The organism is Roseovarius sp. MBR-154 (genome assembly GCF_053628595.1).
Genome location: NZ_JBRJGR010000003.1, coordinates 303281 through 328768 on the forward strand (window position 1 = coordinate 303281; position 25488 = coordinate 328768).

At 65.3% G+C, this 25488-nt stretch carries 29 protein-coding genes; 19 read left to right on the forward strand and 10 right to left on the reverse strand.

Features of this window, described 5'->3' with window-relative positions; all coding sequences use genetic code 11:
- The first annotated feature begins 131 nt into the window (after positions 1-131).
- Genes ACSSV4_RS06370 through ACSSV4_RS06385 form a run of 4 tightly spaced genes read left to right on the forward strand, consistent with a single transcriptional unit; the run spans position 132 to position 4009 of the window.
- Complete coding sequence (locus ACSSV4_RS06370) at positions 132-1094, forward strand: metal ABC transporter solute-binding protein, Zn/Mn family (RefSeq protein ID WP_454274171.1); 963 nt, start codon at positions 132-134, stop codon at positions 1092-1094.
- Between the two features lie 2 nt (positions 1095-1096).
- Entirely contained in the window at positions 1097-1882 is a 786-nt protein-coding gene (locus ACSSV4_RS06375) for a metal ABC transporter ATP-binding protein (RefSeq protein ID WP_454274172.1), read from the forward strand.
- Positions 1883-1886: 4 nt separating this feature from the next.
- Positions 1887-3086 (forward strand): metal ABC transporter permease, encoded by a 1200-nt coding sequence (locus tag ACSSV4_RS06380; protein ID WP_454274174.1) that lies wholly within the window; start codon positions 1887-1889, stop codon positions 3084-3086.
- The gene (locus ACSSV4_RS06385; protein ID WP_454274175.1) at positions 3086-4009 is read left to right on the forward strand and encodes a metal ABC transporter permease; all 924 of its coding nucleotides are present in this window, start codon (positions 3086-3088) and stop codon (positions 4007-4009) included. Before ACSSV4_RS06380 ends, ACSSV4_RS06385 begins: the two co-directional genes overlap by 1 nt.
- A gap of 13 nt (positions 4010-4022) precedes the next feature.
- Here ACSSV4_RS06385 and ACSSV4_RS06390 read toward each other — a convergent pair whose 3' ends face one another.
- Both ACSSV4_RS06390 and mutY read right to left on the reverse strand, forming a co-directional pair.
- A complete protein-coding gene (locus ACSSV4_RS06390) occupies positions 4023-5162 on the reverse strand; it encodes an alkane 1-monooxygenase (protein ID WP_454274176.1) in 1140 nt (379 codons plus the stop codon).
- A gap of 33 nt (positions 5163-5195) precedes the next feature.
- A complete protein-coding gene (mutY, locus tag ACSSV4_RS06395; RefSeq protein WP_454274177.1) occupies positions 5196-6257 on the reverse strand; it encodes an A/G-specific adenine glycosylase in 1062 nt (353 codons plus the stop codon).
- A gap of 81 nt (positions 6258-6338) precedes the next feature.
- Between mutY and ACSSV4_RS06400 the strand changes: the two genes are divergently transcribed.
- The gene (locus ACSSV4_RS06400; protein WP_454274178.1) at positions 6339-6848 is read left to right on the forward strand and encodes a DUF721 domain-containing protein; all 510 of its coding nucleotides are present in this window, start codon (positions 6339-6341) and stop codon (positions 6846-6848) included.
- A 27-nt stretch (positions 6849-6875) separates the two neighbouring features.
- Positions 6876-7478, forward strand: a complete 603-nt coding sequence (locus ACSSV4_RS06405) for a DsbA family protein (RefSeq protein WP_454274180.1) — start codon at positions 6876-6878, stop codon at positions 7476-7478.
- A 9-nt stretch (positions 7479-7487) separates the two neighbouring features.
- Here ACSSV4_RS06405 and lpxK read toward each other — a convergent pair whose 3' ends face one another.
- Together lpxK and ACSSV4_RS06415 are read right to left on the reverse strand one after the other, a co-directional pair.
- Positions 7488-8498 (reverse strand): tetraacyldisaccharide 4'-kinase, encoded by a 1011-nt coding sequence (gene lpxK / locus ACSSV4_RS06410; RefSeq protein WP_454274181.1) that lies wholly within the window; start codon positions 8496-8498, stop codon positions 7488-7490.
- Complete coding sequence (locus ACSSV4_RS06415; protein ID WP_454274183.1) at positions 8495-9715, reverse strand: 3-deoxy-D-manno-octulosonic acid transferase; 1221 nt, start codon at positions 9713-9715, stop codon at positions 8495-8497. Before ACSSV4_RS06415 ends, lpxK begins: the two co-directional genes overlap by 4 nt.
- Positions 9716-9866: 151 nt before the next feature.
- Here ACSSV4_RS06415 and ACSSV4_RS06420 point away from each other — a divergent pair, with 151 nt between their 5' ends.
- Positions 9867-10604 carry a glutamine amidotransferase gene (locus ACSSV4_RS06420; protein WP_454274184.1) on the forward strand — a complete coding sequence of 246 codons (738 nt, stop codon included), beginning with the start codon at positions 9867-9869 and terminating at the stop codon, positions 10602-10604.
- On the opposite strand, the gene ACSSV4_RS06425 is transcribed toward ACSSV4_RS06420, so the two are convergent.
- Positions 10588-11190, reverse strand: coding sequence for a methyltransferase domain-containing protein (locus ACSSV4_RS06425; protein ID WP_454274185.1), 603 nt, complete (start codon positions 11188-11190; stop codon positions 10588-10590). The genes ACSSV4_RS06420 and ACSSV4_RS06425 overlap by 17 nt on opposite strands.
- Entirely contained in the window at positions 11187-11867 is a 681-nt protein-coding gene (locus ACSSV4_RS06430; RefSeq protein ID WP_454274186.1) for a class I SAM-dependent methyltransferase, read from the reverse strand. Before ACSSV4_RS06430 ends, ACSSV4_RS06425 begins: the two co-directional genes overlap by 4 nt.
- 103 nt (positions 11868-11970) lie before the next feature.
- Here ACSSV4_RS06430 and ACSSV4_RS06435 point away from each other — a divergent pair, with 103 nt between their 5' ends.
- Together ACSSV4_RS06435 and ACSSV4_RS06440 are read left to right on the forward strand one after the other, a co-directional pair.
- A complete protein-coding gene (locus ACSSV4_RS06435) occupies positions 11971-13005 on the forward strand; it encodes a succinylglutamate desuccinylase/aspartoacylase family protein (protein ID WP_454274187.1) in 1035 nt (344 codons plus the stop codon).
- Positions 13005-13718 (forward strand): hypothetical protein, encoded by a 714-nt coding sequence (locus ACSSV4_RS06440; protein ID WP_454274188.1) that lies wholly within the window; start codon positions 13005-13007, stop codon positions 13716-13718. The genes ACSSV4_RS06435 and ACSSV4_RS06440 overlap by 1 nt, the downstream gene beginning before the upstream one ends.
- Positions 13719-13729: 11 nt before the next feature.
- On the opposite strand, the gene ACSSV4_RS06445 is transcribed toward ACSSV4_RS06440, so the two are convergent.
- The 3 genes from ACSSV4_RS06445 to ACSSV4_RS06455 are packed head-to-tail and all read right to left on the reverse strand — an operon-like array spanning position 13730 to position 15891.
- Entirely contained in the window at positions 13730-14407 is a 678-nt protein-coding gene (locus tag ACSSV4_RS06445; RefSeq protein ID WP_454274189.1) for a hypothetical protein, read from the reverse strand.
- A complete protein-coding gene (locus tag ACSSV4_RS06450; RefSeq protein ID WP_454274190.1) occupies positions 14404-15060 on the reverse strand; it encodes a hypothetical protein in 657 nt (218 codons plus the stop codon). The genes ACSSV4_RS06445 and ACSSV4_RS06450 overlap by 4 nt, the downstream gene beginning before the upstream one ends.
- 15 nt (positions 15061-15075) lie before the next feature.
- Positions 15076-15891: an LOG family protein gene (locus ACSSV4_RS06455; RefSeq protein WP_454274191.1), complete on the reverse strand. Its 816-nt coding sequence runs from the start codon at positions 15889-15891 to the stop codon at positions 15076-15078.
- Between the two features lie 80 nt (positions 15892-15971).
- On the opposite strand from ACSSV4_RS06455, the gene ACSSV4_RS06460 reads away from it, so the two are divergent.
- The 6 genes from ACSSV4_RS06460 to ACSSV4_RS06485 all read left to right on the forward strand — a co-directional run bounded on the left by ACSSV4_RS06460 (position 15972) and on the right by ACSSV4_RS06485 (position 20907).
- Positions 15972-16886: a serine/threonine dehydratase gene (locus ACSSV4_RS06460; protein WP_454274193.1), complete on the forward strand. Its 915-nt coding sequence runs from the start codon at positions 15972-15974 to the stop codon at positions 16884-16886.
- A 48-nt stretch (positions 16887-16934) separates the two neighbouring features.
- Entirely contained in the window at positions 16935-17411 is a 477-nt protein-coding gene (gene smpB / locus ACSSV4_RS06465) for an SsrA-binding protein SmpB (RefSeq protein WP_050663977.1), read from the forward strand.
- 43 nt (positions 17412-17454) lie between these two features.
- Positions 17455-17736, forward strand: a complete 282-nt coding sequence (locus ACSSV4_RS06470) for a hypothetical protein (RefSeq protein ID WP_454274195.1) — start codon at positions 17455-17457, stop codon at positions 17734-17736.
- 91 nt (positions 17737-17827) lie between these two features.
- Positions 17828-18685 (forward strand): 3-mercaptopyruvate sulfurtransferase, encoded by an 858-nt coding sequence (gene sseA, locus ACSSV4_RS06475; RefSeq protein WP_454274196.1) that lies wholly within the window; start codon positions 17828-17830, stop codon positions 18683-18685.
- Positions 18685-19869: an amino acid aminotransferase gene (locus ACSSV4_RS06480; RefSeq protein ID WP_454274198.1), complete on the forward strand. Its 1185-nt coding sequence runs from the start codon at positions 18685-18687 to the stop codon at positions 19867-19869. The genes sseA and ACSSV4_RS06480 overlap by 1 nt, the downstream gene beginning before the upstream one ends.
- 90 nt (positions 19870-19959) lie before the next feature.
- Positions 19960-20907, forward strand: coding sequence for a hypothetical protein (locus ACSSV4_RS06485; protein WP_454274200.1), 948 nt, complete (start codon positions 19960-19962; stop codon positions 20905-20907).
- A 13-nt stretch (positions 20908-20920) separates the two neighbouring features.
- On the opposite strand, the gene ACSSV4_RS06490 is transcribed toward ACSSV4_RS06485, so the two are convergent.
- Positions 20921-21400 carry a fasciclin domain-containing protein gene (locus tag ACSSV4_RS06490; protein ID WP_454274201.1) on the reverse strand — a complete coding sequence of 160 codons (480 nt, stop codon included), beginning with the start codon at positions 21398-21400 and terminating at the stop codon, positions 20921-20923.
- A gap of 384 nt (positions 21401-21784) precedes the next feature.
- Between ACSSV4_RS06490 and ACSSV4_RS06495 the strand changes: the two genes are divergently transcribed.
- The 4 genes from ACSSV4_RS06495 (at position 21785) to msrQ (ending at position 25177) form a co-directional block, all read left to right on the forward strand.
- Entirely contained in the window at positions 21785-23278 is a 1494-nt protein-coding gene (locus tag ACSSV4_RS06495) for an FMN-binding glutamate synthase family protein (RefSeq protein ID WP_454274203.1), read from the forward strand.
- Positions 23279-23354: 76 nt separating this feature from the next.
- On the forward strand, positions 23355-24260 hold the full coding sequence (gene msrP, locus ACSSV4_RS06500) for a protein-methionine-sulfoxide reductase catalytic subunit MsrP (protein WP_454274204.1): 906 nt from the start codon (positions 23355-23357) through the stop codon (positions 24258-24260).
- 93 nt (positions 24261-24353) lie between these two features.
- Positions 24354-24572 carry a GDCCVxC domain-containing (seleno)protein gene (locus ACSSV4_RS06505; protein WP_454274205.1) on the forward strand — a complete coding sequence of 73 codons (219 nt, stop codon included), beginning with the start codon at positions 24354-24356 and terminating at the stop codon, positions 24570-24572.
- The gene (gene msrQ / locus ACSSV4_RS06510; RefSeq protein WP_454274206.1) at positions 24569-25177 is read left to right on the forward strand and encodes a protein-methionine-sulfoxide reductase heme-binding subunit MsrQ; all 609 of its coding nucleotides are present in this window, start codon (positions 24569-24571) and stop codon (positions 25175-25177) included. The genes ACSSV4_RS06505 and msrQ overlap by 4 nt, the downstream gene beginning before the upstream one ends.
- Positions 25178-25488: the final 311 nt, after the last annotated feature.

Consider the following 25488-nt stretch of genomic DNA (forward strand, 5'->3'; position numbering starts at 1 on the left):
TCAGGCCGAACAAGCTTTCACAGGGTCGCGTCACGTTCCCGTGTTGGTATTGATAATGATTTGCAATCTCCTTGACTATTCTGCGAGTCACTCTCATATTCAATTGCAGTTTCAGCAAATGGAGGAGCCGAATGTCGTTGCATCGTCGTCATGTTCTGAGCCTCGCCGCCGGGGCCGCACTCTGGGCCGGGGGTGCGCGGGCGCAGGCGGGCAAGGTGTCGGTCGTGGCGACCACCGGCATGATTGCTGATGCCGCGCGTATCGTGGGCGGTGATCTGGTTGAGGTGCGCGGGCTCATGGGCCCGGGGATCGACCCGCATTCCTACCGGCAGACGCGCAGCGATATCGCGGCGCTCACCCGCGCCGACGTGGTATTGTGGCACGGGCTCTATCTCGAGGCGCAGATGGAGGAGTTCCTGCTCAAGCTGGCAAAGCGGCAACCGGTCGTTGCCGTGGGTGAAGCGGTGCCGGAAGAGGCCCGTATCGGCCACGAGGATTACGAGGGCCGCTTTGATCCGCATGTCTGGATGGTGCCCGATCTGTGGCTGCCGGTGGTGGATCGGGTGGCAAAGGCGCTGAGCGATCTGCGCCCCAAAGACAGCGCCCTCTTCGAGGCCAACGCGCAGGCCTACAAGGATGAAATCACGGCGCTTGGGTCTTACGCCGAGGGCGTTCTGGCCTCGGTGCCCGACCCCGCCCGCGTGCTGGTCACCGCGCATGATGCCTTCGGCTATTTCGGGCGCGCCTATGGGTACGAGGTCGAGGGCATTCAGGGCATCTCCACCGAGAGCGAGGCCGGTCTGGCGCGTATCCGCGATCTTGTCGATCTGCTGGTGGCGCGCGACATCAAGGCCGTGTTCGTCGAAAGCACCGTGTCCGATCGCAATGTGCGCGCGCTGATCGAAGGGGCCGCGGCGCAGGGCCACGAGGTGCGCGTCGGCGGGGAGCTTTTCTCGGACGCGATGGGTGTGCCGGGCAGCTACGAGGGCACTTATCTGGGCATGATCGACCACAACATGACCACCATCGCGCGCGCCCTTGGCGGAAGCGCGCCCGCGCGAGGCCGTCTGGGCCGTCTGGCGGCGGGGAGTTGAGCATGGCACTGGAACTTGTCGGGTCACCCCCGGAACAGAACGATGATCTGCCGCTCTCGATCCGGGGGCTGACGGTTTTCTATGGTGAGAAGCCAGCGGTGTTTTCCGTCGATGTCGGTTTTCAAGCCGGTCAGATGACGGCGATTGTCGGCCCCAACGGGGCGGGCAAATCGACGCTGCTCAAGGCCGCACTTGGTATTATCACGCCGCTGTCGGGACAGGTGCGCTGTCACGGTCGTCCGCTGTCGGAGATGCGCGCGCGGATCGCCTATGTGCCGCAACGCGCCAGCGTCGACTGGGATTTCCCGGCGCGGGTGCTCGACGTGGTGCTGATGGGGCTCTACCGCGATCTGGGCCTCTTGCGCCGCATCCGGGGTCAGCACCGGGCGCGGGCGATGGAGTGTCTGGAGCGCGTCGGGATGGAAGGTTTTGCCGCCCGCCAGATCGGTCAGCTTTCGGGCGGTCAGCAACAGCGGGTGTTCCTTGCCCGCGCGCTGGCGCAGGGAGCCGATCTCTACCTGCTGGATGAGCCCTTTGCCGGGGTCGATGCCGCCACCGAAAAGGCGATCATCACCGTGCTCAAAGATCTCAAGGCCGAGGGCGCGACCGTGGTTGCCGTGCATCACGATCTGGCCACGGTGCCCGACTATTTCGACCGGGTCTTCCTGATCAACACCACGGCGATTGCCGAGGGACCGGTGGCCGAGGTCTTTACGCCCGAGAACCTGCAAACCGCCTATGGCGGGCGCTTGGCGCTTGCCCAGATGGGCGGGGCGGCGGCGGGGTGAGGGCATGCTCTGGCAGGCGCTGACGCTGCAACTTGGCTATAACGCCACGCTAGTCACCCTTGGCGCCGCGATGCTGGGCATGGCGGCGGGGGCTACGGGCACGTTCCTTTACCTCTCGAAACGCGCGCTGGTCAGCGACGCGATCAGCCATGCCACGCTGCCCGGCGTCGTCCTTGGCTTCATGGCGATGGTGGCCATGGGAAGCGACGGGCGTTTTCTGCCGGGGTTGATGCTGGGATCGGCGCTATCGGCGGGTCTCGGGCTGCTGGTGGTGACATGGCTCACCACCCGCACGCGGTTGGCCGAGGATGCGGCCATCGGGGCGGTATTGTCGGTCTTTTTTGGCTTCGGCGTCGTGCTGCTGACGGTGGTGCAGGTGATGGATGCGGGCCGTCAGGCGGGGCTGGAGACCTTTCTGCTGGGGGCCACGGCGGGGATGTTGTGGAACGAGGCGATGCTGATCGCGGGGGGCGGCGTGCTGGTGCTGGTGCTGGTGGTACTGTTGCGCCGACCGATGACGCTGGTGGCGTTCGATCCGGGCTATGCCATGGGGCAGGGGATCAGCCTGCGCGCGGTGGAACTGGCGATGATGGGGCTGGCGCTGGGCATCACGGTGGTGGGGCTCAAGGTGGTGGGACTGGTGCTGATCGTGGCGCTGCTGATCATTCCGCCCGTCGCCGCGCGCTTCTGGTCCGAGCGCGTGGGCGCGGTGGTGGCCATCGCCGGGCTGATCGGCGGGCTGTCGGGCTATGCCGGTGCGGCGATTTCGGCCACCGCGCCCGCGCTGCCCACCGGGCCGATCATCGTGCTCGCCGCCTTCGTGCTTTTCGTGCTGTCGCTGCTGCTGGCACCGGGGCGCGGTGTGCTGGCGGCGGCGCTGCGGCATTTGCGGTTTCAGCGTCGGGTGCATCTGCGGCAGGGGCTCTTGGCGCTGGCCACCGGGCAGCCGGTCTACGAGCCGCTGACCCTGCGCCTGATGCGCCGCGCCGGGCTGCTGCGCGCCGATGGCGTCGCCACCGAGGCAGGCCGGGCGATGGCCGCGCGCGCGCGGCTGGATGAGCGCCGCTGGCAGATCCTGCGCAGTGATCCGGAATTCGAGGCGGCGGCGGCGCGCTACGATGGCCTGACCCCGCTGGAGGAGGTGTTGACCGCGGATCAGATTGCGGCGCTCGATCAGGGGTTGCGGCCGGAGGGTGCGGTGTGATGGGTGCGGATTTCGTCATGCTCTCGCTGACCCCGCTGCTGATCGGGATCGCGGCGGCGGTGGCCTGCGCGCTGCCGGGAAATTTCCTGTTGTTGCGCCGACAGGCCCTGATTGGTGACGCGATCAGCCACGTGGTGCTGCCGGGCATTGTCGTGGCCTTTTTGCTGACCGGTGTCGTGGCGGCGCTGCCGATGATGCTGGGTGCGGGTGCTGCGGCGCTGGTCGCGGTGGTGCTGATCGAACTGATCCGCCGCCTGGGCCGGATCGAGCCGGGGGCGGCGATGGGCGTGGTCTTTACCGCGATGTTCGCGGGCGGCGTGCTGCTGCTGGAGCAAAGCGCCACCTCGGGCGTGCATCTGGACGTGCAGCATGCGCTTTACGGCAATCTCGAAAGCCTGATCTGGCTTGACGGCTATGGCTGGGCGGCGCTTTGGGACCGCGAGGCCCTGCGCGCGCTGCCGCCGGAACTGCCGCGCATGGCGGCGGTGATGCTGGGCGTGGTGGTCTTTACCGCCGTGTTGTGGCGGGCGCTGGTGATTGCCACCTTCGACGAGGGATTCGCACGCAGCATGGGGCTGCCGGTGCAGGCGCTTAGCCTGTCTCTGATCGTGGTGGCGGCGATTGCGGCGGTGGCGGCGTTCGATGCGGTTGGTTCGATCATCGTGATCGCGATGTTCATCTGCCCGCCGGCCGCGGCGCGGATGATGACCAACCGGATGGGCGCACAGGTGGCGTGGAGCGTGGGCTTTGCCGTGCTCTCGGCGGTTCTGGGCTATGTGCTGGCGGGCTATGGCCCGTTGTGGCTGGGTTATGACAACGCGGTGAGCGCCGCGGGCATGATCGCGACGGTCTCCGGCGTGATCCTGGGGCTGGCGGCTCTGGCCGGTCCCTGCCGGGGCGCGGGCGCGTTGCGGGCAGGCTGAGACAGCACCCAGGCTAGCGCGGCAACGGGTTTCGTGCCCGGTTATAGGGCCGCCAGTCGGTTATCTCGGGGTAATACATCTGCCGCCAGCGGCGCACGCGGGGGTTCATCACCCGGCGCCACACGGGCGGCACCATCGCCGCCATGGTCATCAGCGGATAGCCATAGGGCAGTTGCGGGGCGTCGGCGTCAGTATAGGTCTGCAGCAGCGGAAAGCGGCGGTTGGGCTTGTAGTGATGGTCGGAATGGCGTTGCAGGTTGATCAGCAGCCAGTTCGACGCCTTGTGCGCGGCGTTCCAGCTGTGGCGCGGCTGGACGTGTTCATATTTGCCGTCGCCCAGATGTTTGCGGGTCAGGCCGTAATGCTCGATATAGTTGACCAGTTCCAGCTGCCAGATGGCGACGAAGGCCTGCCAGACAAAGAGCGCGAGACCGTTCCAGCCGCCGAGCAGAACGGCCAGTAGAGCCATGAACCCCTGCAAGGCCCAATAGCGAAAGAACGGGTTTTTCGGATCGTGCCAGGGCCGTCCCTTGCGCGCGAGCATGTCGCGCTCGGCGCGGAAGGCGGAGAGGAAACTGCCCCTGAGCACGCGCGGAAAGAAGCGGTGGAACCCCTCGTTATAGCGCGCCGTCACCGGGTCGCGCGGGGTGCCGACATGGCGGTGATGCACCTGCAGATGTTCCGAACGGAAATGCGAATAGAGCACCATCGCCAAAAGCAGATCGCCGAGAAACCGCTCGCCCCGGTCCTTTTGGTGCATCAGTTCGTGGCTGTAATTGATCCCGACAGTGCCGGTGATCACGCCGACGCCGAAAAACAGCACGATGGTTTCCAGCGCCGACAGATACGCGTCGCCGGGCCCGGTGACATACCAGATCATCCAGTAGAGCAGGCCGAATTGCAGCGGCGCCCAGATCAGCGTGATCGCCTTGTACCAGGTGAGCTGATCCTCGGACGTGTCGAGATCGGCGTTCTCGGTGTAGAGGCCGAGGAAGGCATCAAGGATCGAGAAGAAATACCACGTCATCACGGGCAGCAGGATCACCGTCCAGCCGCCGTGAAGTGCCCCGAGAATGGCCACCGGTATGAGCAGCAGCGACATCCAGAACGGCATGGCCCGGCTGAGCCTGGCGACCTGCGGGGCGGGGATCATGACACACTCCTCTCTTCGGCTAGACCGATTGGTTCAGATTGTATCCACAAGCGCGCCCTGTGCAAGATCGAATACCTTGCGCATCACGGTGGGCAGATGCGCGGGGCGAAAGCTGTGCTGCGGGTGGAAGGTGCCGCGTTCGGGCGGGGTGTCGTGCGGGACCTCTGCCACGAGAATTCTCAGTCGCAGGTGAAAATGGGTGAAGGTGTGCCACGCCTCGGCGTCGATCATGTGCCAGTCGGCGTTCATCGGCGGTGCGGGCTCCGGCGCATCGCCCCAGTCACTGCCGGGCCAGCCCAGCATGCCGCCCAGAAGGCCGCTGTCGGGGCGTTCCTCAAGCAGCCAGGCGCCATCGCTGCGGCGGGCGACATAGGCATAGCCCAGCCGGGTCGGCTTGGGCTTTTTCGGGGTCTTGCGGGGCAGGTCCGCCGCCGTGCCCGCGCGGCGCGCGGCGCAGGCCTGCATCCATGGGCAGATGCCGCAGGCCGGCGATTTGGGCGTGCAGATCGTGGCGCCGAGATCCATCACCGCCTGCGCGTAATCGCCGGGGCGCGATTCGGGGGTCAGCGCCGCCGCCGCCTCGGTCAACTCGGGCTTGGCCTTGGGCAGGGGGGTGTGGATGTCGTGCAGTCGGGTCATCACCCGCTCGACATTGCCATCGACCACCACCTCGGAGCGGTCAAAGGCAATCGCGGCGATGGCCGCCGCCGTGTAGGGGCCAATGCCCGGCAAGGCCATCAGCCCGGCGCGCGTGTCGGGGAAGGTGCCGCCATGCTCAGCCGCCACCACGCGCGCGCATTTCAGCAGGTTGCGGGCGCGGGCGTAATATCCGAGCCCGGCCCATTCGCCCATCACCTGCGCATCCGGGGCCGCCGCCAGATCGGTCACGGTGGGCCAGAGCGTGGTGAACCGCTCGAAGTAGGCCTTCACGGCAGCAACCGTGGTCTGTTGCAGCATCACCTCGCTGAGCCAGACGCGATAGGGATCGGGCCGCACCCCTGCCGCGCGGGCAGCGGGCGACACACGCCAGGGCAAGTCGCGCGCATGGGCGTCATACCAGTGCAGCAGGTCATGCGGATCGGCGGCATAACGCATAGTTTATTTCCCATCGCTCAATCAGGTCTGGCATCCCGGCCCACATGGCATAGATTAGCGCCAATGAGGAGGGTGCCAAGCATGGCCAGCCGAAAGCAGACGACATACGGGTTCAAGCGCACCTCGACGCTGGTGCAGCCCAGCATCCGCCGCGCCTCGGAAACGCGCGGCTTTGCGCAGTCGCGCCTGCTGACCCATTGGGCCGAGATCGCAGGCGAGGATATCGCCGATATTGCCCGGCCGGTCGAGGTGTCTTACGGGCGGCAGGGCATGGGCGCGACGCTGACCCTGCTGACCACCGGTGCCCAGGCCCCGATGCTGGACATGCAGAAGGAAACGCTGCGCGAGCGTGTCAACGCCGTCTACGGCTACAATGCCATCTCACGCATCCGCATCACCCAGACAGCCCCTACGGGCTTTGCCGACGGGCAGGTCGATTTCAATCACCGACCCAAGCCCAGGACCCCGGTTGCACCGGCCCCGGAAACCGCCCGCGCTGCCAGTGAGTTGGCAGCCCCGGTCACCGATGACGGTTTGCGTGCCGCGCTGGAATCTCTGGCGCGCAACGTATTAACCAGATCGCAACGCTGAACTTTTCGAACAGACAAAGGTGAAACGATGAAACAACTGATCGCAACCGGGGCGCTTGCCCTAGCCGTGCTCGCAGGCCCCGTACAGGCGCAGGATACGGACGCCTCGCAGATCACCGAAATGACGATGGGCCCCGAAGATGCCAAGGTGACGATCATCGAATATGCGTCGTTTACCTGTCCGCATTGCGCCAATTTCCACAAGGGTCCGCTCAAGGAGTTGAAGGCCGACTATATCGACACCGACAAGGTGCATTTCATCTACCGTGATGTGTATTTCGACCGTTTCGGCCTCTGGGCCTCGATGGTGGCGCGCTGCGGCGGGGAAGAGAAATTCTTTGGCATTTCCGACATGCTCTATGAACAACAGCGCGAGTGGACCGACGGCCAGCCCGCCGAGATCGCCGACAACCTGCGCCGCATCGGCAAGGTCGCGGGGATCGAGCCCGACGCGCTCGACGCCTGCCTGAATGACGAGGCCAAGGCCAAGGCGCTGGTCGCGTGGTATCAGGAGAACGCCGAGGCGCATGACGTGAACTCTACCCCGACGCTGATCATCAACGAACAGAAATATTCCAACATGGCCTATGACGATCTCAAGGCCATCATCGAGGAAAAGCTGGCCGAGTAAGTCGGCCTGTTACAGCCCGACGCGGCCGAGCACCGCGTCGAGCGGGGCCCTGTCGAGGAGCCGCAATCGCACAGGCAGGCTCAGCACCTGGCGCCGGAACTCGGGCGGCAGGCGCACGGCATCCTTTTCGGTGGTGACCAGCTGCGCGCCGCGTAGCTGTGCCTCGCGCGCAAGCCGCGCCATCAGCGAGACGGTCAGCGGTTGGTGATCCTCCAGAGCCTCGCCGCGCACCAGATCGGCCCCGAGGCTTTGCAGAGTGGCGAAGAATTTCTCGGGGTGGCCGATCCCGGCAAAACCCAGAAGCCGTGCACCGCGCCAGTCCATGCCGGTCTGCAAGGGCTCCACGCGTCCGCGTATGTGGGCGGGCTGGATCATATGTCCCCAAGTCGACTGAAACACGTCCTGGGCCGCGCCCGGGCCAATCGAGAGCAGCAGGTCGGCGCGGCGCAGCCCGGTCGCGACGGGTTCGCGCAAAGGCCCCGCAGGCATGCAGCGTCCGTTGCCAAAGCCCTTGACCGCATCGACCACAACTATCGACAGATCTTTGAAAAGGCAGGAGTTCTGGTGTCCGTCATCCATTACAATGCAGTCGACATGTTCGCCGCTTGCCCGTGCCTGTGCCATGATGGCCCGTGCCCCTGCCGTGCGGTCGCGGGCGATCCATGTCGGGGAAAAGGCGGCGGCCAGCAGTGGCTCATCACCAACATCCGTGGCGGTATGTTGTGCCGGGTCCACCGCCACCGGCCCGCGTAGCCGACCACCGTAGCCCCGCGACAGGATCACCGGTCTGTGTCCGCGCTCCTGTAACAGCATGACCAGCGCCTGCACGGTCGGCGTCTTGCCGGTGCCGCCCGCGTTGAGATTGCCGACACAGACCACCGGCACCGGCGCGCGCCAGTCCGGCGGGCGGTCTGCGCGCTGCGTGGTGATCCGGCCATAGGCCCGGCCCAGAGGGGCCAGCAGCCGCGCGCGCGGATCGGGGCGGTCAGGTGGCGTGAACCAGAAGCCGGGTGCCCTCATCGCGCCGCGTCCTGCCGGTCCAGCCGGTCGAGCAGCATGTCGACGATCCGGTCGGTCACCGCCGCCCCCCTGGAGGCCACATCCCAGGCGGCATGCGCCATGGTGGCGGATTGATCGGGCGGCATCAGCCGTTGCACCGCGCCCGAGAGCGTCTCGGTGTCGCGCACGATCCGCGCCGCTCCGGCCTCGGCGTAGCGCGAATAGCGGTGCAGGTAGCGCGCCACGTTGGGCCCGTATAGGATGGCCGAGCCATGCGCCGCAGGCTCGTTCGGGTCGCGGCCGTATTGGCCCGAGACCAGCGAGGAGCCCATGAAGGTGATCGGCGCGAGGCGATACCAGAGCCCCATTTCGCCGCGCGTGTCGGCGAGCACGATCTGCGTCGCCTCGCTGGGCATCTCGCCCTCGGACCAGGTGACATAGCGCCAGCTTTCCGCCGTCAGACGCTCGCACATGGTTGCGCTGTCATCGGGGTCGTCGGGTACGATCACCAGAAGGCAACGATGTGCTGCGCGGCTTGCCTCGCGATGCGCGCCCAGCACAGTGTCGAGCTCATCCATCTGCACCATCGCCGCCAGCCAGACCGGACGCCCGAGCAGCAGCGCGGCCATTTCCTCACGATCCGAGGTATTGACGGGCAGGGTCAGCGCGCCTTCCTGGAACGGGCCGGTGACGCTCACGATCCGCTCGGGCGCGCCAAGGCGGCGGACCTGCCGGGCAGCGGCCTCGCTGCGTGCGAGGATTTCGGTGAAACTGCGCAGCACGGCGCGCGGCAGATCTGGAAACCAGCGCCAGACCGGACGCTCCAGCAGCGTCTCGTCAGCATCCACCAGATAGAGCGGAATGTCCTTGCGCGCCGCACAGACCATCAGCGCGGGTTTCAGATCGCCGCCGGTCCAGAGGCAGATATCGGGCCGCCAGTGATCCAGAAACGCCTCTGCGGCGGGCACGTTGTCCTCAGGCAGGGTTTGCCAGATCACCGTGCCGCCGACACGTCTGCGGCGGGGTTCGGGCACCGTGGCGGTCAGGACCATGTGCAGCCCGGGCCGGGTTTGGGTCAGGCGCTTGGCCAGGTGGACGAGCGTGTCGGCGCGCGCCGCATCGACCGCATGTGCCCAGATCACCGCGCCGTCGGGTCGGTCCGTCTCGGGAGGTGTGGGGGGAGGGCCGGCGCGCCGTGCATAGGCGAGATAGGCCGCAAGGCTGAGCGAGCGGGTCATGCCGTGTGAGGCCGTGTGCGCGGTGTCCCGGGCATGGTGTGGTCCTTTCCGTCTTGCGCGCACCCTATCCCGGGGGGCGTCGGCGTCAAGGTCGCGGCTTGACGGGGCGCGCGCCCCGGGGCAACCAGTGGTAAGCCCGAGGAGACGCCCCGTGACCAAGCCCTTTCTCATCCTGCAACTGCGCCCCGAAACCGAGGCGGCTGATGACGAGTATGCCGCGATCCTGCGCAAGAGCGGGCTGGAGGCGGCGCAGACCCACCGTATCCGGCTGGATCAGCAGGACCTGCCCGACGACCTGCGGCTGGCCGATTACGCCGGGGTGGTTGTCGGCGGCGGCCCCGGCTGCGTCAGCGATGCGCCGGACGACAAGACCCCGCAGGAGGCGCGGATCGAGGCGGCCGTGCTGTCGCTGATGCCGCGCATAACCGGTGAGGATATCCCGTTTCTGGGTTGCTGCTACGGGATCGGCATCCTGGGCAAACATCTGGGTGGCGATGTAGCCAAGCGCGCGTATGGCGAGCCGGTGGGCACCGCCGATTGCACCGTCGCGCCCGGTGCTGCTGACGATCCGCTGCTGGAGGGTATCCCCGGTCGCTTTGCCGCTTTCGTGGGTCACAAGGAGGCGTTGCAGGACCTGCCAGAGGGCTGCGTGCATCTTGTCGCCTCGCAGACCTGCCCCTACCAGATGGTACGGCATGGCGCGAATGTCTACGCGACGCAGTTCCACCCCGAGGCCGATGCCGCTGGGTTCGAGACGCGCATCCGCATCTATCGTCACAAGGGTTATTTCCCGCCTGAGACCGCCGATGAGCTGATCGCCATGTGCCGCGCGGCGGAGGTGCATGCGCCCGAGCGTATCCTGCGCAATTTTATCACCCGCTACGCGTGAAGAGCGCCATCTGGCTTGCGCCGCCAAAGGTGGGATGCACGCCGCCGACATCGCGGCGCGTGACGTCATACCTGTTGCGCGCGGCCACGCCGTCGGCCCATTGGCCGAACCGGTCGCGCGTCCATTCGAAGTGATGGCCGGGATGGCGAAAGCGGTGCGTAGGCACGCCCAGAACCGGGTTATATTCGGCATTGGGGGTGGTCACGATGATGTGGCGGGGGCGCATGTCGCCGAAGAGGGCCCGCTCCAGTCGATTGAGATCCGCGAGCGGCAGATGCTCGATCGTCTCGACCAGACAGGCGCAATCATAGCCGCGCAGGGCGGCATGCCGGGCGGTCATCGAGGCATGGGCGATCTGTACCTTGTGCTGTGCTGCCTCGGGCAGATCGTCCAGCCGTCCCTGCAATATGCGCAGGGCTGGCAGGTCGAGGTCGAGCCCGGTGATCCGGCTGATCGCGGCCAGGGGTGACAGCCGCAGGATCAGATCGCCCGAGCCGCAGCCGAGATCGAGCACCGTGCGCGCGCCCGTCTCTGCGACTGCCGCGACCACCGCCGCCAGCCGTGCGTCGTGCAGCGCGCTGGTCATGGCCCCGGCACCTGCATCAGTGCCACGTCCTTGCGCGGGATCTCGCAGGTCCAGCCGCGGGAGGCGGCGATATGAGCGAGCGTCGCGGCGCGGTAGAAGACCACGTGAGTCGGGTCCATGCGGTAGTGCCAGTTGGCAAAGCGCGCGTCCTCGGTCTGGAAGGTGGTCATGAGCGCAAGCCAGCCGCCGGGGCGCAGCATCGCGCCAAGCTGGTCGAATTCCTCGGCGGGGGTGCGGAAATGCTCGGCCACTTCGGTGCAGGTGATGAAATCATAGTGCGCGTTGAGCACGCCCGTGGTGGGCGCATAAAACGGATCATAAACCGCCATGTCATGCCCGGCCTCGCGCAGCATATGCGCCAATGCCGGGCCGGGGCCGCAGCCGTAATCTAGGCCGCGCGCGCCGGGGGTGAGCCGCGCCCGCAGCGGGGCGGCGAGCCGGTCGAGAAAGCCGCGATAGCCTGGATCGTGCAGGTCGTTTTCGTGCTTGTCATATTCCGCGCGCTCGGTCGCGGCATCAGGGTAATGCGCGGAGTTCAGGCCGCGCGCCTGACAGCGATCGCAGCGCCAGTATCCCAAGCAGTCGAACATGCCGAAGGGCGCGGGATCGGGCGCGCGGCAGACAGGGCAGACGGGGGGCGGGGCAGAGGGCATGCGGCGCTTTCGCTCGGGTTCCATCTGCCATAGCCGGGCGCAGGGTCGGGGATCAAGCGGGGCGTGGCATGGACAGCACCGCGTGGATTGCCTAAGCCTGCACCAGCAAGACGGACGAGAGGATGGCATGGCAAAGCGTAAACCCTTCGAGATCGGCAGTGCCACCGTGGCGCCGGGCACCCGCGCCCGCGTCGATATACCGGTCAGCACGCTGTCCAATCACACGCCGGTTCATCTCTCGGTCGAGGTGGTGCATGGTAAACGCGCGGGGCCGGTGATGTTCGTCTCGGCGGCGATTCACGGCGATGAGGTGATCGGGGTGGAGGTCGTACGCCGTTTGCTGCGTGCCGCGCCGCTCAATTCCATGGCCGGGACGCTGCTGGCGGTGCCGATCGTCAACACGTTCGGGTTTCTCAACCATTCGCGCTATCTGCCGGATCGGCGCGATCTGAACCGGGTTTTTCCTGGGCTGAGCGAGGGGTCGATGGCGTCGCAACTGGCGCATATCTTCATGCATGAGGTGGTGATGCGCGCCGATGTGGGCATCGACCTGCATTCGGCGGCCATTCATCGCACCAATCTGCCGCAGCTTCGCCTCACGCCCGGCAATGACCGGCTGGAGGAATTGGGGCGCGCGTTCGGCGCGCCGGTGATGATGGAGTCGAAGCTGCGCGAGGGCTCGCTGCGGATGGCGGCAGAGGAGGCGGGTGTCGACGTGCTGCTTTACGAGGGCGGCGAGGGTTTGCGGTTTGACGAATTTGCCGCGCGGGCGGGCGTGTCGGGCATTCTGCGCGTGATGCGGCATCTCAAGATGGTCGGTGCCAAGGGCGTGCCGCGCGCCAAGGGTCAACCGATCCGCGCGCGCAGTTCGACCTGGCATCGGGCGCCGCGCGGTGGGCTGTTTCGCGGCTATCTCGCGGTTGGTGATGCGGTGCAGCCGGGCACTGTGCTGGGGGCGGTCGCCAATGCCTTTGGCGATATCGAGAACGAGGTCGTGGCCGAAGCGAGCGGCATCATCATCGGGCGCACCAACATGCCGGTGGTCTATGAGGGCGATGCGCTGTTTCACGTCGCCGAAACGCCCCGTGCCGAGGCTGCCGCCGAAGGCATCAGCGCCCATATCGACGCGGTGCCGCTCTATGACGAGGACGAGATCATCTGATGGGTGCGGGGCGGCGTACCAAGGATCTCAACGACATCGCCCTCGGTGTGATCCGCGCCCGGATGCGGCTGCATTTCATGCTGACGGCCAAGGGCGACCGGCAGGCGGTCAGGTATTTCGTCATCGGCCATCCGCGCTGCGGCACCACCAGCCTGCACCGGCTCTTTCAGGCCAATGGCCTGCGCAGCTTTCACGCTGCGCGCGACTGGCCCACCGGCAGATATGACGCGTTTTCCGATTTCGGACAGGTCCGCCCGGTGGCCGCCTATGATCGCACCTACCCCAATGCCCGGTTCATCCTGAATTTCCGGCCACTGCGCGCGTATCTGGACAGCATCGCCACGCATCACCAGCGGGTGTTCAGCGTGCGCAACTTTGTCAACGAGGCGTATCGGCGGGCCGACTATTTCGCCTGGGTGCTGGAGCATTTCGCGGGGCGCGACGATTTCGTCGCGGTCAATATCGAGGCGCCGGGCGCGGTGCCCTCCGTCGCGGATGTTCTGGGGCTCGACGTCAGGGAACCGCCCGACGGGGTGCACCACAACCGCTCGAACCGGCCCCGGCTGGAGCAGAATGCCATCAATATCGACGCCGCGCTCGCCGCGCTCGGGATTACCCGAGAGGCCGGGCAGGGGGGGCTCGTCTCGGCGCTGCATGGCGACCGGCAGGACCGTTTGCGCGCCGCCCGTGACCGTGTGCGCGTGGTGGGCTGAATTGGCGGCGCTCACTCCACTTGACCGGCGTTCCGCGGATGCAGGACGATCGACACCATCAGCAGACTGTACACAAACTCGTAGCTTTCCCATTTCAGCGGCAATTGCACCTCCGCGATGACCAGCGTCGCCACCAGCGCAAGGATCATGTGCCGCCGGTCTGCCAAGGGAATGGCAAGCCGGGTCGCGAGCTGTTGCACGCGGCTGGATCGTTCATGGATCATAGGTAAGGCAAGGAGGTAGAAGAGGATCACCGCCGTCAGGACAGGGCCGAACACGGTTTTCACGAGCGCGACATCGCCCAGCACGAGGTTATGCAGATTGGTTTCCTGTTGGGCATTTTCTTCAAGAAAAAAATCGCCCGGCTCCCATCCGAAGAGGCGCTGCCCCCATGATATCTCCTCTCCCGCCGCAAAGACGAAGAGAAGCGCGTAGACCCCGTAGGCAAGTGCGGCGCCCGGCCTGTTTTTGCGGCGTAAAAACATAGCGCTCCGCATCAGGACAAGGGCAGTGGCCAGGAGGCACGCGACCGTGCCCCATTCCAGTGGTCCGTCTTCGGCAGCAAAGCCCCTGCGAAATTCCTCATGCATCCCAGTGACTTGGTAGATCACCGTGAAGATCAACACCGTATAGGCAGCCCCGAAGAGCAGACCGTCGGTATGGTGCGGTTTTGACCGGCGCGCGATCATCTTTGCCGTCTCCGGCCCAAATGATTGGCAGGATTGATGAAAATGGCAGCGGCAAGCAGCGCGAACACCAGCTCGTAAACCTCCCAATTGCGCGGTGTGTCGAGCACCGCCACGATCACGCTCGCCATGATCGCGACCGCCGCATGCCGCAACCCGGGCACCGGGACGGCGAGCGTGTCCGCGATGCGGTTGATCCAGCCAGTCCGTGAGTAAAGAATAGGAAAAACAACCAGATAGAGCAAGAGCACTGTGGTCAGGCCAGTGCCGAACAGCGTCCGCGCGAGGCTATGGCCGCCCACCGTCAGGTTATGCAGGTTGGTTTCGCCCTGCGCGTTGTACGTGTCAAAGAAATCATTGCTGTTCCAGCCGAAAATGCGCTGTCCCCAGGATATCTCCTCGCCCGCCGCGAACAGGAACAGGAGCGCGTAGACGCCTGTCAGCGCGGCCCCAAGCCCGGACCTCCCTCGGCTGCGCCGCGCCAGCACCAGCCCCGCCACCAGCAGAAAAAGCGCCGTGGCAGTCTCGACCGGCCCGTCTTCGGCGGCGAAGACCTGTACGAAGAACTCCGGCGCGCCAATGGCTAGGATCACGCTCGCCACGAGCAGCAGCGCGATTGCCCATAGCAGCAGTCGCTCAACCGTGCGCGCCGACATGATCGCGCGCCTCGGTCATGCCTCGGGCCAGTTCGCGATGATTTCCATCGCTTCGTCTGCTGTTTCGACAAAACGAAAAAGCTCGAGATCCTCGGCGCTGATCGTGCCGGCCTCCGAGAGCGCCTCCCAATTGATGATCTTGCGCCAAAACGCCTCGCCGAAGAGCAGGAACGGCACCTTGGTCATCCGGTCGGTCTGGATGAGGGTGAGTGCCTCGAACATCTCGTCGAGCGTGCCGAACCCGCCGGGAAAGACGCAGATGGCGCGGGCGCGCATCAGGAAATGCATCTTGCGGATCGCGAAATAATGGAAGTTGAAGCACAGGCCGGGGGTGACATATTCGTTCGGCGCCTGTTCGTGCGGCAACACGATGTTGAGCCCGATCGAGGCGCCACCGGCATCCGCCGCGCCGCGATTGCCCGCCTCCATCACACCCGGCCCGCCGCCGGTGGCGATCACGAAGTCGCGGCCATAGGTGCTCATGGATTTCTCGGTCATCAATCGGGCGAATTTGCGCGCCTCGTCGTAATAGCGCGAAAGATCGGCGAGCGTCTTGGTGCGCGCGGTGTCCTTCTGCGAGGGTTCGGGAATGCGCGAGCCGCCGAAAAGCACGACGGTGCTTTGAATGCCGCGCTCGTTGAGGATCAACTCGGGTTTCAGGAGTTCGAGTTGCAGGCGGACGGGACGCAGCTCATCCCGGCAGAGGAAATCGTCATCGGCGAAGGCGAGGCGATAGGCGGGGGCGCGGGTCTGGGCGGTATCGGGCACCTGCTCGGCGGTGGACCGGTCCGCATCGGCATCGCGGAACTGGCTGAGGCGGTCGTCTTTCATCACATGCGATCCTTGCTTGGGTCTTTTATATCAGGCGTATAGGCTTTGATCGGGCAAGAAAAGGCAAAGAGGTGTGAGCGATGGCATGGCAGGCACGGATTTCGGAGGCGGGGGCGCGGATTGCGGGACATGTGCGGCGCACGCCGGTCACGGGGCTGGAAGTTGCGGGCCGAGAGGTCGCGCTCAAGCTGGAACAGATGCAGCATACCGGAAGTTTCAAGGCGCGCGGGGCGTTCAATACGCTGTTGCAGGCCGAGGTGCCGGAGGCGGGGATCGTTGCGGCGTCGGGCGGCAATCACGGTGCGGCGGTGGCCTATGCGGCGGCGGCCCTGGGGCACCCGGCGCGCATCTATGTGCCCGAAATCGCGGGTCCGGCCAAGATCGCGCTCATTCGGGCGCAGGGGGCGGATCTGACCGTGGTGCCCGGTGCCTATGCTGAGGCCGCCGAACGTGCCGCCGAATGGCAGGCCGCGACGGGAGCCATGCAGGTGCACCCCTATGACGCCGAGGCGACGGTTGCGGGGCAGGGTACGGTGACGGCGGAATGGGAGGATCAGGGGCTCTCCGCCGATACGGTGCTGATTGCGGTGGGCGGTGGCGGTCTGATTGCCGGGGCGCTGGGCTGGCTGGAGGGGCGGCGCAAGATTGTGGCGGTGGAGCCGGAAACCTCTTGCGCGTTGCATGCCGCGCTGGCGGCGGGTGCGCCGGTCGATGTCGAGGTGTCGGGGGTCGCGGCCAATGCGCTGGGCGCGCGGCGAATCGGGGAGATCTGTTACGGTCTGGCGCAGGGACAGGATATCCCTAGCGTGCTGGTGCCGGATGCCGCGATCACCGACGCGCAGGCGCTGTTGTGGCGCGACATGCGGCAATTGGTGGAGCCTGCGGGGGCCACCGCCCTTGCCGCGCTCTTGTGCGGTGCCTATGTCCCCGAGCCGGGCGAGCGGGTCGCGGTGCTGGTCTGTGGTGGCAACATCGCCCCTGATCCGCTGGCCTGACCGATGGGTCCGCTGGACAGTGGATGCGCGCGGCGATAGGAGGGCCGAATGGCCAAGGCAAAGGAAAATCCGAACTACAAGGTGATCGCCGAGAACCGGCGGGCACGCTATGATTACGCCATCGAGGACGATCTGGAATGCGGGATCATTCTGGAAGGGTCAGAGGTGAAATCGCTGCGCGTCAACAGCGCCAATATCGCCGAGAGCTATGCGATGGTGGAGAATGGCGAGCTGTGGCTGGTGAATTCCTATATCGCGCCCTACGAGCAGGCCAAGACCTTCGGCCATGACGAAAAGCGGCGGCGCAAGTTGCTGGCGTCTAAAAAGGAGCTGTCCAAGCTCTGGAGCGAGACGCAGCGCAAGGGCATGACACTGGTGCCGCTGGTGCTGTATTTCAATCATCGCGGCATCGCCAAGCTGAAGATCGGGATCGCCAAGGGCAAGAAGAACCACGACAAGCGGGCGACTGATGCCAAGCGCGACTGGAACCGGCAGAAGCAGAGATTGCTGAAAGAGGGGCTGTGAGCGGGGACGCGCCCCGGTCGCCGGGTCATCGGAGGAGCCTGACATGGAACTGATCCTGAGCCTCATTGCCGGGGCCGTGGGCGGCAATATCGCGGGCGGTCTGCTCAGGCCCATGAGCCTTGGCACCATTGGCAATTCGCTGACCGGTGTGCTGGGCGGCGGGAGTGCCGCGCAGCTGATGGCGATGGCCGGGGCGGGCGATCTGGCGGGGCTGGCCGGGGGCGGTGATACGGGTGTTCTGACGGTTGTGATCGTCGCGGGGGCCGTGGGCGGGGGCGCGGTGATGCTGGCCCTCGGGATGATCCGCAAAATGCTGTTCAGGTAAGTGTTGCGCCGGGCCGCCTGCGACGGTGGCCGGTCTTGCCCTCTGTGCCGTCAGACTGTAGTCAGACAGGGTCTGAACCCGAGGGGCGCATATGGCCACTGATGATCCGAAGACCCTTGTTTCCACCGATTGGCTGGCGGCCCATATGAAGGACCCCGACCTGCGCATTCTTGACGGCACCATGTTCATGGCCGCCGAGGGGCGTGACGGGCGTGCCGAATACGAGGCGGCTCATATCCCCGGCGCACGGTTTTTCGATATCGACGAGATCAGCGATGCGCGCTCGGAGTTGCCGCATATGGCTCCGCCGGTCGAGAAATTCATGTCGAAGCTGCGCGCCATGGGCGTGGGCGACGGACATCAGGTGGTGGTTTATGACGCCAAAGGGCTGTTTTCCGCCGCGCGGGTCTGGTGGCTGTTCCGGCTGATGGGGCAGGACAATATCGCCGTTCTGGATGGCGGGTTTCCGAAATGGCAGGCCGAGGGGCGCGCCATCGAGGACATGCCGCCGGTGATCCGCGACCGGCACATGACGGTGCGGCGTCAGAACCACATGGTCAAGGACGTCACGCAGGTCTCGGCCGCCGCCAAGCTGGGGGATTATGAAATTCTCGACGCCCGCTCTGCCGCACGCTATCGCGGCGAGGCGCCGGAACCGCGCGAGGGGCTGCGCAGCGGGCATATTCCGGGCTCGAAGAACGTGCCCTATACCTCGCTCTTGAACGAGGACATGACGATGAAGGACCCTGATGAGTTGCGCGCAATCCTTGCCGCTGCCGGGGTCGATATGACCAAGCCGGTCATCACCTCCTGCGGCTCTGGCGTGACCGCGGCGGTGATCAATCTGGCGCTGGAGCGGATCGGCAAGACCGATCACGCGCTCTATGACGGGTCATGGACCGAATGGGGCGCGTTCCCGACGCTGCCCGTCGCCACTGGAGAGGCATGATGTTCGAGCAACTCAAGGAAAAACCGGCAGACAAGATCCTGGCACTGGGTCAAGCCTATCGCGAGGACCCGCGCGAGACCAAGATCGACCTTGGCGTCGGGGTCTATAAGACGCCCGAAGGCGTGACCCCGATCATGCGCGCGGTCAAGGCCGCAGAGAAGCAGCTTTGGGAAATCGAGAGCACGAAAGCCTATACCGCGCTGGCCGGGGACCCGGCGTTTACGGATGCCATGGTGGGGCTGGTTCTGGGCGATGCGGTGGCGCGGGATCAGGTGTCGACCATCGCGACGCCCGGCGGCACGGGGGCGGTGCGGCAGGCGTTCGAGCTGGTCCGGATGGTAAACCCGACGGCGCGCGTCTTCGTCTCTGACCCGACCTGGCCCAACCATCTGAGCATCCTCGCGCATCTCGGTATCGAGGCGGTAAACTATCGGTATTTTGACAGTGCCACCTGCGCCGTCGATTTCGCCGCCATGCTCACGGATCTGGAGGGCGTGCGCGAAGGTGATGTGGTGCTGCTGCATGGCTGCTGCCACAACCCGACGGGCGCCAATCTCAACATGACCGAATGGGCGGCGGTGGTGGAACTCTTGAACGCCAAGGGCGCGCTGCCGATGATCGACATCGCCTATCAGGGCTTTGGCGACGGGCTGGAGGCGGACGCGGCAGCGGTGCGGTTCGTTGCGGCAAACTGTCCCGAGACGCTGATCGCGGCAAGCTGTTCGAAGAATTTCGGCATCTACCGCGAGCGCACCGGTATCCTGATGGCGGTGGCGCAGGACGCGGCGCTTGGCAAGATCACTCAGGGCAACCTCGCCTATCTCAACCGGCAGAACTATTCCTTTCCGCCCGATCATGGCGCACGCCTCGTCAGCATGGTCCTGACCGACCCGGACCTGCGCGCCGACTGGCAGGCGGAGCTTGAGGATGTGCGGCTGGGCATGCTGAAACTGCGCGAGCAGCTGGCAGGCGAGTTGCAGCGGCTGTCGGGGTCTGACCGGTTCGGGTTCATCGCGCAGCATCGCGGCATGTTCTCGCGGCTGGGGGCGACGCCCGAGCAGGTCGAGCGGCTGCGCGAGGATCATGCGATCTACATGATCGGTGACAGCCGGATCAACATTGCCGGGCTCAATTCCGATACCGTGCCGATCCTCGCCCGCGCGATGATCGACGTCGGCGTCTAGGGCACCGGGCAGAGCGGGGCGGGCAGGCATGTGACGCAAGAGGTCGTCTTCATCTGTCGCAGGCGTCTGTGGCGTGCCGGCTCCAAGATCATGCGCTGCGATCAGCTGGCCGATATCGGGCGGCGGCATCTGGGGGACCGGTACACATTTGCGGTGCGGGCGCTGCCCGACCTGGAGACCGAGGCCGGGGCCCATGCCTTTGCCGAGAGCCTGTCGGGACGGATCGTGATCCTGCTCAAGGGCACGGGGGCGATTCTGGGCGAGGCGGGGATGGAAATGCTGCGCGGCCGGACGCGGGGTCTTGCCATCGACTATGTGGATGCGCGGGCGCGGGATTGTTTTTCGCCCCACGCCGATCTGCATATCGCGGCCTCGCGCAAGGGCGAGGCGATATTGAACCGGGTTCTGGTGCGCCGGGATGCAGGGGACGGGCGCGCGGGTGTCGCGCATCTGACGCATCATTATGATCCGCGCCTTGTCGGGCGGCAGATGGTGGACCCGGGTGACCTGCGGGCCGCCTATCTGGGCCATCCGCGCAACGTCTACCTTCCCGATGTCATCGCGGCGCATGTCACGCGGATCGACCCGGGCGGTGAGGGCGGGATCGAGGCCGGGTTCGACCGGCTGTGCGGGTTCAACCTGCATTACGCGATTCGCCCGCCGGATCATGCGCAGACGCTGGCGCGCGATCTTGCGAAACCCTTTACCAAGGGGTTCACCGCCGCCGCCTTCGGGGCCAATGTGATGGTGACGTGCGACACCGATGATGCGGAGTTCTACCTGGGCCGGGATTATCCGTTTCTGGTCGCGGATCATCAGCCTGCCACGATTGCCGAGGCCTTCGCGCGGGCGCAGGGCCTCTATGCGACGGCCGATTGGCATGAGGCGCGCGACCGGATGCGCCACCTGCGAAATCTGTCGGCGCCCGCGCAGGTCGCGCGCGAGTTGGACGTGATCCTGTCGCGGCTGATGGTGCGCGATGCGGTGGATTTGCCGAAACCAAAAGGGGCGGCCCCTGTGAGCCGCCCCCCGGTGTGAGTGCATCGCAGGCTTACTTGGGCATGATCACCCCGTCGATGACGTGAATGACACCGTTGCTGGCCTCGATATCGGCCTGCACCACGTTGGCGCCATCGACCGTGACACCGCCCTCGGTGCCGATGGTGACCTCGCTGCCCTCAACGGTCGCGGCAGTCATCCCGTCGCTGAGGTCGCCCGACATGACCTTGCCCGGCACCACGTGATAGGTGAGGATCGCGGTCAGCTTGTCCTTGTTCTCGGGCTTGAGCAGGTCTTCGACCGTGCCTGCGGGCAAGGCGTCAAAGGCCTCGTTTGTCGGTGCAAAGACGGTGAACGGGCCTTCGCCCTTGAGCGTCTCGACAAGGCCTGCGGCCTGTACAGCCGCGACGAGTGTGGAGAAGCTGTCATTGCCTGCGGCGATGTCGACGATGTCCTTGGAATGGTCGTCGGCGAAGGCGGGGCCTGCCATCAGCGTGGCTGCGGTCAGGGCGAGATAGGTTCTGCGAAACATCAAGTTGGTCTCCTTTTAGAGCATCGGTTTCAGACGATGCCAGTGCGGCATCATGCGAGGGCTTACGGGCCGAATTCGCGATTGGTTCACAGGGGATTCCCGCCGATGCGGTTTGACGAAACCGGGCGGCCCGCTAAGCTGCGACGTGCTGTAACATCCAATCACGATTTTGTGATACAGCGGAATATCGCCTGCGTTTCACGGGCGTTTCAAACGGGTTTTCCCGCCATTCCGCACCGTTCGGGCGAATGGCCCGAAAGGCGTGATAACGCCTTGTCACAGCCTCGTGGCGGATGATTTCACCGCTTGCCTGACCCCTGTGAAAGGCGCAGTTTGCAACACGGCATCCCGCAGGCGGGATATTGGATCATTGGAGATTTCAAGATGGGGTATGTGACGCAGATCCTCGAGGTTCTGGCGCTTTTGTTCGTATTGCTTCTGGGGGCGGTCGTTCTGGTCGCGGTGCTGTTCTACATCCTCGACAAGACGCAGCCCGGCGACGCGATCCGGCGCAACTATCCGGTGATCGGGCGGTTTCGCGGGCTGTTCACCAAGCTGGGCGAATTCTTTCGGCAGTATTTCTTTGCCATGGACCGCGAGGAGATGCCGTTCAACCGCGCGCAGCGGGATTGGGTGAGCCACGCCACCAAGGGCAAGGGCAACACGATTGCGTTCGGCTCGACCCGAAATCTCGGGGTGCCCGGCACGCCGATCTTTGTGCCTGCCGCCTTTCCGCCGCTTGACGATCAGTTCGCGGTGACAGCGCCGATGGAGATCGGGCCGACAGCGGCCATTCCCTACAAGGCCAAGTCGATCTTCAACATTTCCGGCATGAGCTATGGCGCGATTTCGCGCCCGGCGGTCGAGGCGCTGAGCCGGGGCGCGGCCAAGGCGGGCATCTGGCTCAATACCGGCGAGGGCGGGGTGAGCCCGTTCCACTTCAAGGGGAGCTGTGATCTGGTCTATCAGATCGGCACGGCCAAGTATGGCGTGCGCGATGCGCAAGGCCGCCTCAGCGATGACCGGCTGCGCGAGGTGTCGGACAATCCCTGCATCAAGATGTTCGAGTTGAAGCTGGCGCAGGGGGCCAAGCCGGGCAAGGGCGGCATCCTGCCCGGCGAGAAGGTCAGCGCCGAGATTGCCGAGATTCGCGGTATCGAATTAGGCAAGGACAGCATCTCGCCCAACCGGCATGCCGAGATCAACGATTTTGCAGAGTTGCTCGACATGATCGCCCATATTCGCGAGGTGACGGGGCGGCCTGTCGGCTTCAAGACCGTCATCGGATCGTCCGAGGCGTGGGAGGAGATGTTTGAACTGATCGTCACACGCGGCACCGATTGCGCGCCCGATTTCATCGCTATCGACGGAGGCGAGGGCGGCACCGGGGCCGCGCCCATGCCGCTGATGGATCTGGTCGGCATGCCGATCCGCGATGCGCTGCCGCGGATGGTGGATTTGCGTGACCGCTACGGGCTCAAGGAGCGAATCCGCATGATCGCGAGCGGCAAGCTGATCAACCCCGGTGACGTGGCATGGGCGCTCTGTGCGGGGGCGGATTTCGTGACGTCCGCGCGCGGCTTCATGTTCTCGTTGGGCTGTATCCAGGCGCTGAAATGCAATCGCAACACCTGCCCCACCGGCATCACCACCCATGACCCGTATCTGCAACGCGGCCTTGTGGTCGAGGACAAGTACCTCAAGGTCGCGAATTACGCGCAATCGGTGATCAAGGAGGTCGAGATGATCGCCCATTCCGTGGGCGTGGCCGAACCGCGCCAGATGCGGCGGCGACATGTGCGGCTGGTGCAGGCCGATGGCACCTCGATCCCGTTCAACAAGATCCGGCCGAGTTACAATCCGGGCGCGGGTTTGTGATCGGCTGATCTGAAACCTGCGGCTGGCAGGATGCCTGTCCGTCTCTATATGGTGCAGGACAGATCAGGAGGACGACATGGCCAACCGCTGGACAAATACGCTCAATGAGCGTGACGTGACACCCGAGAGCGTCTATCTCAACCGCCGCCAGATGATCGCAGGCGCGGCGGGGCTTGGCCTCATCGGCGGGGCCGGGGGCGCGCAGGCGCAAGGCGATGCGCTGGAGCCCAATAGCTGGGAGGATATCACCAGCTACAACAACTATTACGAGTTCGGCACCGACAAGGGCGACCCGGCGCGCTATGCCGATGCGCTGACCATCGAGCCGTGGAGCGTGCGCATCGACGGGCTGGTCGACAAGCCCGGCGATTACGCCTTTGACGAGATCATGGCGAAGATGACGGTCGAGGAGCGGCTCTACCGGTTCCGCTGTGTCGAGGCGTGGTCGATGGTGGTGCCGTGGAACGGGTTCGAGTTGGCGGATCTGTTGAACCTCGCCGGTGTGAAACCGGGCGCGAAATACGTGGGTTTCGAGACCGTGCTGCGCCCCGAGGAGATGCGTGGCGTGGCCTACCCCGTTCTGGACTGGCCCTATGTCGAGGGGCTGCGGCTGGATGAGGCGATGCACCCGCTGACGATCATGGCCACGGGCATCTACGGCCGCGACATTCCCAACCAGAATGGCGCGCCGCTGCGGCTGATCGTGCCATGGAAATACGGGTTCAAGTCGATCAAGTCGGTGGTGCGGATCACGCTGACAGACGCGGAGCCGCCGACCAGCTGGAACAAGTCCAACCCGCGCGAATACGGGTTCTATTCCAACGTGAACCCCGAGGTCGATCACCCGCGCTGGTCACAGGCCACCGAGCGGCGCATCGGCGGGGGGCTCTTCTCGCCGCGCATCCCGACGCAGATGTTCAATGGCTACGGCGAAGAGGTGGCCGCGCTTTACGACGGGATGGACCTGAAGGCGAATTTCTGATGTCGGCACGGACCACGGCATGGGGTGGCGGCAATTCCACGGCCATGACCGCGCTGTGCCGGTGCGGTCTTTCATCACTACCGGAGCGGACCTATGGCTGAAAAAGACATCACGCTGACATCGACGCTGACCTGCCCCGAATGTGGGCATGCCGAGTCCCTGACCATGCCGACCGATGCCTGCCAGTTCTTTCTGGAATGCGCGGCCTGTCACAGGGTCTTGCGGCCCCGTGCCGGGGATTGCTGCGTCTATTGTTCCTATGGTGACACGCCATGCCCCCCGATTCAGGCGGGCGATGCCTGTTGCGGATGAGTGCGGCGGTCGATCAGGTCAATGTGGTGGCGCGGCGGGTGCCGGTCTGGTCGGTCTGGCTGGCGGCGCTGATACCGGCGGTCTGGACGTTATGGCTTGGCCTGACCGGCGGCCTTGGGGCCGAACCGATCAAGGCGCTGGAGCGAGAACTGGGCGAGGTCGCGTTGCAGCTGGTGATTCTCGGCCTCTGCATCAGCCCGCTGCGCCGGTTCCTCGGGCTAAACCTGATCCGGTTTCGTCGGGCGTTTGGCCTGCTGGCATTTACCTATGTGGGGCTGCATCTGCTGGTCTGGCTGGTGCTGGACGTGCAGATCCCGGCGCAGATCTGGGCCGATATCGTCAAGCGGCCCTATGTGACGGTGGGATTCACCGCGTTCCTGCTGATGATTCCGCTGGCGGTGACCTCCAACGACCTGTCGCTGCGCCGCCTCGGGCCACGGTGGCGGCGCTTGCACAGGCTGACTTACGCGGTGGCGGTGCTGGGCGCGGTGCATTTCATCTGGCTCAGCAAAGGCTTTCAGATCGAGCCATTGATCTACCTTGCGGTGATTCTGGGGCTGCTGGGGCTGAGATGGCGCCCGACCGGGCAGCGGAGCCGCGTTTGAAGTGGCGTCTGACGGTCGGTTTTGCCGGGTCTTGGGGGTAAGTCTGTGGATAACCCCAGATGTAGGAAATCGGCATAATGGGGCGTGGCAATATTCTTGCGCCCGCGCGTCGAAATCTTGTCGAACTTTCCCGTAACCCTTTAATATTCCGTAAAAATCAGGGTTCATGTAAAAAAGATGACAAAAGCCAAAAAAAGGGGTTGCGGGTCTGAGCCTCTAACCGTAAAAGCCCCTTCACCGGCGGCGCTGAGGCGCGGTTGGGGCGCGGAACGGACTGGGGCGGATGTCTTGGGAGGGGAAGCGGAAGAAAA

What these genes read in the sequence shown, in the direction of transcription:
- ACSSV4_RS06380 (WP_454274174.1), top strand. Translation starts at nt 1,887, where the DNA reads ATGCTCTGGCAGGCGCTGACGCTGCAACTTGGCTATAACGCCACGCTA.
- smpB (WP_050663977.1), top strand. Translation starts at nt 16,935, where the DNA reads ATGGCCAAGGCAAAGGAAAATCCGAACTACAAGGTGATCGCCGAGAAC.
- ACSSV4_RS06370 (WP_454274171.1), top strand. Translation starts at nt 132, where the DNA reads ATGTCGTTGCATCGTCGTCATGTTCTGAGCCTCGCCGCCGGGGCCGCA.
- ACSSV4_RS06505 (WP_454274205.1), top strand. Translation starts at nt 24,354, where the DNA reads ATGGCTGAAAAAGACATCACGCTGACATCGACGCTGACCTGCCCCGAA.
- ACSSV4_RS06445 (WP_454274189.1), bottom strand. Translation starts at nt 14,407, where the DNA reads ATGATCGCGCGCCGGTCAAAACCGCACCATACCGACGGTCTGCTCTTC.
- ACSSV4_RS06485 (WP_454274200.1), top strand. Translation starts at nt 19,960, where the DNA reads ATGCGCTGCGATCAGCTGGCCGATATCGGGCGGCGGCATCTGGGGGAC.
- ACSSV4_RS06490 (WP_454274201.1), bottom strand. Translation starts at nt 21,400, where the DNA reads ATGTTTCGCAGAACCTATCTCGCCCTGACCGCAGCCACGCTGATGGCA.
- msrQ (WP_454274206.1), top strand. Translation starts at nt 24,569, where the DNA reads ATGAGTGCGGCGGTCGATCAGGTCAATGTGGTGGCGCGGCGGGTGCCG.
- ACSSV4_RS06415 (WP_454274183.1), bottom strand. Translation starts at nt 9,715, where the DNA reads ATGACCCGCTCGCTCAGCCTTGCGGCCTATCTCGCCTATGCACGGCGC.
- ACSSV4_RS06470 (WP_454274195.1), top strand. Translation starts at nt 17,455, where the DNA reads ATGGAACTGATCCTGAGCCTCATTGCCGGGGCCGTGGGCGGCAATATC.
- ACSSV4_RS06435 (WP_454274187.1), top strand. Translation starts at nt 11,971, where the DNA reads ATGGCAAAGCGTAAACCCTTCGAGATCGGCAGTGCCACCGTGGCGCCG.
- msrP (WP_454274204.1), top strand. Translation starts at nt 23,355, where the DNA reads ATGGCCAACCGCTGGACAAATACGCTCAATGAGCGTGACGTGACACCC.
- ACSSV4_RS06430 (WP_454274186.1), bottom strand. Translation starts at nt 11,867, where the DNA reads ATGGAACCCGAGCGAAAGCGCCGCATGCCCTCTGCCCCGCCCCCCGTC.
- ACSSV4_RS06480 (WP_454274198.1), top strand. Translation starts at nt 18,685, where the DNA reads ATGTTCGAGCAACTCAAGGAAAAACCGGCAGACAAGATCCTGGCACTG.
- mutY (WP_454274177.1), bottom strand. Translation starts at nt 6,257, where the DNA reads ATGCGTTATGCCGCCGATCCGCATGACCTGCTGCACTGGTATGACGCC.
- ACSSV4_RS06425 (WP_454274185.1), bottom strand. Translation starts at nt 11,190, where the DNA reads ATGACCAGCGCGCTGCACGACGCACGGCTGGCGGCGGTGGTCGCGGCA.
- ACSSV4_RS06385 (WP_454274175.1), top strand. Translation starts at nt 3,086, where the DNA reads ATGGGTGCGGATTTCGTCATGCTCTCGCTGACCCCGCTGCTGATCGGG.
- ACSSV4_RS06390 (WP_454274176.1), bottom strand. Translation starts at nt 5,162, where the DNA reads ATGATCCCCGCCCCGCAGGTCGCCAGGCTCAGCCGGGCCATGCCGTTC.
- ACSSV4_RS06455 (WP_454274191.1), bottom strand. Translation starts at nt 15,891, where the DNA reads ATGAAAGACGACCGCCTCAGCCAGTTCCGCGATGCCGATGCGGACCGG.
- ACSSV4_RS06450 (WP_454274190.1), bottom strand. Translation starts at nt 15,060, where the DNA reads ATGTCGGCGCGCACGGTTGAGCGACTGCTGCTATGGGCAATCGCGCTG.
- ACSSV4_RS06460 (WP_454274193.1), top strand. Translation starts at nt 15,972, where the DNA reads ATGGCATGGCAGGCACGGATTTCGGAGGCGGGGGCGCGGATTGCGGGA.
- ACSSV4_RS06495 (WP_454274203.1), top strand. Translation starts at nt 21,785, where the DNA reads ATGGGGTATGTGACGCAGATCCTCGAGGTTCTGGCGCTTTTGTTCGTA.
- ACSSV4_RS06375 (WP_454274172.1), top strand. Translation starts at nt 1,097, where the DNA reads ATGGCACTGGAACTTGTCGGGTCACCCCCGGAACAGAACGATGATCTG.
- sseA (WP_454274196.1), top strand. Translation starts at nt 17,828, where the DNA reads ATGGCCACTGATGATCCGAAGACCCTTGTTTCCACCGATTGGCTGGCG.
- ACSSV4_RS06405 (WP_454274180.1), top strand. Translation starts at nt 6,876, where the DNA reads ATGAAACAACTGATCGCAACCGGGGCGCTTGCCCTAGCCGTGCTCGCA.
- ACSSV4_RS06400 (WP_454274178.1), top strand. Translation starts at nt 6,339, where the DNA reads ATGGCCAGCCGAAAGCAGACGACATACGGGTTCAAGCGCACCTCGACG.
- ACSSV4_RS06440 (WP_454274188.1), top strand. Translation starts at nt 13,005, where the DNA reads ATGGGTGCGGGGCGGCGTACCAAGGATCTCAACGACATCGCCCTCGGT.
- lpxK (WP_454274181.1), bottom strand. Translation starts at nt 8,498, where the DNA reads ATGAGGGCACCCGGCTTCTGGTTCACGCCACCTGACCGCCCCGATCCG.